Source organism: Streptomyces sp. O3 (assembly GCF_054788135.1).
Map to the genome: position 1 here is coordinate 1 of NZ_JBTVYK010000110.1, position 5,598 is coordinate 5,598.

Sequence of the window (5,598 nt, forward strand, 5' to 3'; positions counted from 1 at the left end):
TCCGAGTAGTTCGCGCTGCCAGAGGGCGTAGTCGGCGTACTGGACGGGCAGTGGCTCCCAGTCGGGTGCGTGTCCGGCGAGCCGTGCGGTGTAGGCCTGTTCCAGGTCGGCGAGCAGCGGGGCCGTGGACCAGCCGTCCGTCGCGATGTGGTGCAGCAGCAGCACCAGCACCTGACCGTCTCCCGCCGCGCTGTGCGCGTCCCCCGAGTCCGCTCCGCCGCCCGGCCCGTCGGTGCTGATCAGCGAGGCACGCAGCGGGATCTCCGACGACAGGTCGAAGACATGGCTGACGGCCGCCTCCACCGCCGCCGTCAGATTCCCCGGCGTGGTGCGCACCAGCCGCAGCTGCGGCTCGGCCCGCTCCAGCACGGTCTGATACGGCTCCGTGTCCACCTCGGTGTAGATCGTGCGCAGCACCTCGTGCCGGTCGGTCAGATCGGCCAGCGCGGCGCCGAGCGCCGCCGGGTCCAGCGGCTGGCGCAGCCGCAGCACCAGCGGGATGTTGTACGAGGTCGACGCGCCCTCCACCTCGTTGACCACCCACAGCCGACGCTGGGCGTACGACAGCGGGACGCGCTCCGGGCGCTTCGCGGGAACCAGCGCGGGCCGCCGGCCGGCGCGCTCCCTGGCGTCGATCCTGGCCGCGAGACCGGCCGGGGTGGGGGCGAGCAGCAGATCCCGGATGCCCACCTCGGCGTCGAGCAGCACCCGGGCCCGGTTGGTCAGCCGAACCCCCAGCAGCGAGTGGCCGCCGAGCGCGAAGAAGTCGTCGTCCGCGGCGACCTCGTCCAGGTCCAGCAGCTCGGCGAACAGCCGCCGCAGCACCTCGCTGTGCTGGCCGCCCCCCGCGGCGCCGCCGGTACGGGCCGCGGCGGCGGCCTGGGCGGCCCGCTCGGCGGCGGCCACCCGGTCGCGGCGCGCGGCCAGCGCGGCCCGCTCCCGCTCCGGCAGGAACTCGGCGGCGCGCAGCGGCTCCTGGGGCTGGTCGATAGCCGCCCGCAGGATACGCAGCGACAGTTCGAGCAGCAGCCGCGCGGTGTCGGCGTCGAACAGGTCGCTCGCGTACTGGAGCCACAGTTCGAGACCGGCCCCCTCCTGCTGTTCCGCGCCGGCGCGCCGGTCGAGACCGGTCAGGCTCAGGTCGAACTTGGCGGTGTCGAGCCCGGCCGGCACCAGCGTGCAGCCGAACGGGCCGAGACGCGGCGGCCGGGTGGACTCCTGCTGGACGCCGACCATCACCTGGAAGAAGGGGTGCGTGGCCAGCGAGCGGCGCGGGTTGAGATGCTCCACGATCAGGTCGAACGGCAGCTCGGCGTGCGCGTAGGCGCCGAGGTTGGCCTCCTGCGTACGGCACAGGAGCTCCGCGAACGACGGGTCGCCGGAGACGTCGGTGCGCAGCGTCAGGGTGTTGACGAAGAAGCCGATCAGGTCGTGCAGCGCCTCGTCGCTCCGCCCGGCCACCGGGGTGCCGACCGGCACCACCGGCGCGCTGCCCGCGGCGTGCACCGCGAGCGCGAACGCCGCTTGGAGGGCGGTGAACACGCTGGCGCCGTGCTCGGCGCACAGCGCCAGCAGCCGCCGGTGCTCCGCCTCGTCCAGACCGCCGGTGACGGTGCCGCCGCGATGGCTGGGCTCGGCCGGACGCGGCCGGTCGAGCGGCAGGTCGACGACCGCCGGGAGCCCGTCCAGCTCCCGCCGCCAGAAGGAGAGTTCACGATGGGCCAGGCTGCCGGACTCCTCCGGGTCGCCGAGCGACTCCTCCTGCCAGAGGGCGTAGTCGGCGTACTGCACGGGCAGCGGCTCCCAGTCGGGGGCGGCGCCCGCCAGCCGGGCGGTATACGCGCGACCGAGATCGGCGAGCAGCGGCGGCAGCGACCAGCCGTCGGTGGCGATGTGGTGGATCAGCAGCACCAGCGTGGCCGTTCCGTCGCCGGGCCGGTACATCCGTACCCGCAGCGGGAGCTCGCAGCTGACGTCGATGCCCAGTCCGGTGAACTCCGCCACGTGGCCGTCCAGTTCGTCCGGAGCGCAGTCACGCACAGTCAACAGCTTCTCCGGGACGGCGGCCACGTGCTGGTACGGCTCGCCGTCCGGCGCCGGGAAGACGGTGCGCAGCGCCTCGTGCCGCCCCAGCAGGTCCAGCAGCGCGGCGTCCAGCACCGTCGCGTCCGGCACCCCGTCCAGGGCGAGCACCAGGGGCACGTTGTAGGCGCCGGACCGGGGCTCCAGCCGGTTGACGAACCGCAGCCGCTGCTGGGCCCAGGAGAGCGGAACACGGTCCTCAGCGGGCAGCGGCGGCTCGGCGCAGCGCACCAGGCCGTCGCGATCCAGGGGCGGCTGGCCGCCGTCGGGAGCGGCGTCGGGAGCGGCGTCGGGCACGCCGTCGCCGCCCTGCCCGGCGCGTACGGTGAGGGCGCTCAGCCGCTTGCGGTCGATCTTGCCGGTGCTGGTGTGCGGCAGCGCGTCGAGGAAGCGCACCGCTCCGGGCACCGCGGCGGCGGGCAGCTCCCGTGCGGCCAACTCCCGCAGCTCCCGCACGCGCACGGCCGCGGCGTCGGCGTCGGCCGCGGTGTCGGCCTCGTCCTTCTGGTCGGCCACCACGAAAGCCACCAGCCGCGCCGCGCCGTCCGCGGAGTGCTGCGCGACCACCGCGACCTCCCGGACCGCCGGGTGCGCCGACAGCACCGACTCCACCGAGGCCGGGTCCACCCGGTGACCGTTGATCTTGACCTCGCCGTCGATGCGGCCGGCGAAGCCGAGCTGTCCGTCCGGCAGCACCGTCACCCGGTCCCCGGTGCGGTAGGCGGGCTCGCCCTGCCACGTGGTGAACCGGGTCGCGGTCAGCTCCGGGCGGCCCAGGTAGCCGTGCGCGAGCCCGCCGCCCAGCAGCCAGAGCTCACCGTCCACCACGGCGGCGCGAACTCCGGGCAGCGGGCGTCCGATCGGCACCGGACCCGCGCCCTGGCCGCTCAGCTCGGCGGCGGTGGCGACGACCGTCGCCTCGGTCGGGCCGTAGGTGTTGAACAGGTGGGCCCGCCCGGCGACCGCCTCGTTCCACTGCGCCACCCGCTCCGGCAGGGCCGCCTCACCGCCGATGATCACCGTCCGTACGGAGGCGGGGAGTTCGGCGGTGCCGACGGCCAGCGCGTAGGTCAGCTCGTGCCAGTAGGCGGTGGGCAGGTCCAGCACCGTGATCGCGTGGCGGGAGCATCCGGCCAGCAGCTCCGGCACGTCGAGCATGCCGTCCTCGCGCAGCACCAGCGTGGCGCCGACGCGCAGCGTCACAAAGATCTCCTCGACGCTGGCGTCGAAGTGCAGCGGAGCGAACTGGAGCACCCGGTCGTCACGGCCGATCCCGTAGCGGTCGGCGGCTCCGGCGGCGAAATGCGCCAGCGCGTCCCGGCCGACCACCACCCCGTTGGGTGTGCTGGTGGAGCCTGAGGTGTAGATGACATAGGCGGCGTCCGCCGCGGTGCCCGGTCCCGGCAGCACCAGCTCGCCGTGCGCCGCCACCTCCGCCGGCGCGGGCGCCCGGCCGTCGCAGGCGTCGGCGAGGATCGCCTCGTTGCGCGCGGCCGGCGCCGCCGGGTCCAGCGGGAGGTACGCCGCGCCGGTGTGCAGCGCGGCCAGCAGCGACACCACCGCGTCGACACCGCGGGGGCGGCACACCGCGACCAGCCGCCCCGCCGCCGCCCCGGCCGCGGCCAGCGCGTCGGCGCGCAGCGCGACGGCCAGAGCCAGCTCGCCGTAGCTCAGCCGGGTTTCCCCGTCCACCAGCGCGGTGCGCTCGGCGTCCGCCGCGGCCCAGTCGGTGAGCCACTGCGCGACGGCGGTCGTCGGCACGGCCGGTCCGCCGTCCAGGACCGCCGACGGCGGACCGGCGTCGCCGGTGCGCGGCGGGTCGGGCACGGGCGCCGGGTGGCCGGTTGCGGTCATGTCGCATCCTCCAGGAAATCCGGTTCGGGTGGTGGTGCTGGGCGGTGACGGGGTCTCGGGTCGCTTGCTGCGAACGCTGCGAACGCTGCGAAAAGGCTAGGCAGCACCACACCTGCGGGCAGGCAGTCCGACCGGCAGGTTCACCGGCAACGATCGCGGCCGCCGGTCACACCACCGCCCGGTGCGGCCCGGAGTGACCGGGCCGCACCGGGCGGCTTGGGGGCGTGGGCGGGCCGTGCCGTGCCTCGGTCAGAGGGCGGCCGTGCGGGCGCCGCCTCGGGTACGGCGGCGCAGCGTCGGGCGGGCCGGTACCGGGGCCGGTGCCGGGGCCGGGGTGTCGGCGGTGCCCGGTGCGGCGATGTCCCGTGTGGCGGCGGACGGCGCGCCGGGGGCGGCGGGCACGTCCAGTACGGCGGCCAGGGCCGCAGCCGAGGGATGCTGGAAGACGTCCCGCAGGGTCAGCTCGGCGCCGAAGGCGGCCCGTACCCGGTTCACCAGACGCACCGCGAGCAGGGAATGCCCGCCGGACCGGAAGAAGTTGTCCTCCGGGCCGATCGGCTTGCCGCCCAGCACCTCGCTGAACAGTTCGATCAGCGGGGCCTGGAGCGCGGGGGCGGGTGTCGGGGCCCCGCCCCGGCCGGTCGTCGTGCCCGGAGCGGGCAGCGCGCGTTCGTCGAGGCTGCCGTCTGCGGCGTACGGCAGCCGGTCCACCGCGACCAAGCGCGTGGGCAGCAGATAGTCGGGCAGCGAACGCGCCGCCATGGCCAGCACTTCGGCCTCGGGCAGCGCGGCGGTTCCGGGCTCCGCGACGACGTATCCGATCAGCTGGGGCTCACCCCGGACGCCCGCCGTGTTCACGGCGTCCGCGGCGTTCGCGGTGTCGGTGGCGTCCGCGCGCAGCACCACCGCGGCCCGCAGGACCGCGGGGTGCTCGGCGAGCCTGGCGGCGACGCGGGCGGCGTCCACCCGATAGCCGCGCAGCCGCGGCGGGTCGAGCGGTCCCAGCAGACGGAGTTCGCCGTCGGCGGTCCACATCGCGCGCCAGCCGGTGGGCAGCGGCGCGGCGGCATCGGCGGAGCTCCGCGCCGTGGCGGCCAGGTGGAGTTCGCCCGGTACGCCGTTCGGAGCCGGGCGGCCGCTGGCATCCAGGATCCGTGGCGCCAGTGGCTCCTGCGGCCGCCCGCCCGTCCGGGGATCGCCCAGGCGGATCGGCGGCAGGCCGTGGCCGTCGCCGGAGCGCAGCAGCGCCCAGGCGTCGGCGGACAACTCTCCGGGTTCGGCCGGGAGACGGGCGCCAGCGGCGGAGGCGCCCGCCGACGGGCGGTCCGCACCCGCGCGGTCCGCACCCGCGGGGCCGTCGACGGGAAGGTCCTCGATCGGCCGTTCCGGATCGTCGGCCACGGCCGCCAGCAGCCGGGCGAGCCGCCCGGCGAGCAGCCCGGCGGTGGCCGGACCGTAGAGGTCGGTGGCGTACTCCAGGACACCGTCCAGACCGTCCGGGACGCCCTCGGCGTCCCGGCGCTCGGTCAGCGCGAACGTCAGGTCCACCTTGGCCGTCATACCGGACACCTGCACCGGAACCCCGGCCAGTGGGCCGTGGGGTGGTGTGGTGGGGGTGGTGGGGTGGACTTGGAGCATGATCTGGATGAGGGGGTGGTGGGT

At 75.8% G+C, this 5,598-nt stretch carries 2 protein-coding genes; both read right to left on the bottom strand.

Translation table 11 applies throughout. From position 1 onward, the window contains the following. Nucleotides 1-3,936: condensation domain-containing protein (locus tag ACX6XY_RS29800; RefSeq protein ID WP_460337657.1), on the bottom strand; the 3,936-nt coding region annotated here is incomplete at its 3' end. Between the two features lie 249 nt (nt 3,937-4,185). Beyond that, a partial coding sequence (locus ACX6XY_RS29805; RefSeq protein ID WP_460337660.1) for a phosphopantetheine-binding protein occupies nt 4,186-5,598 on the bottom strand: 1,413 nt, incomplete at its 5' end.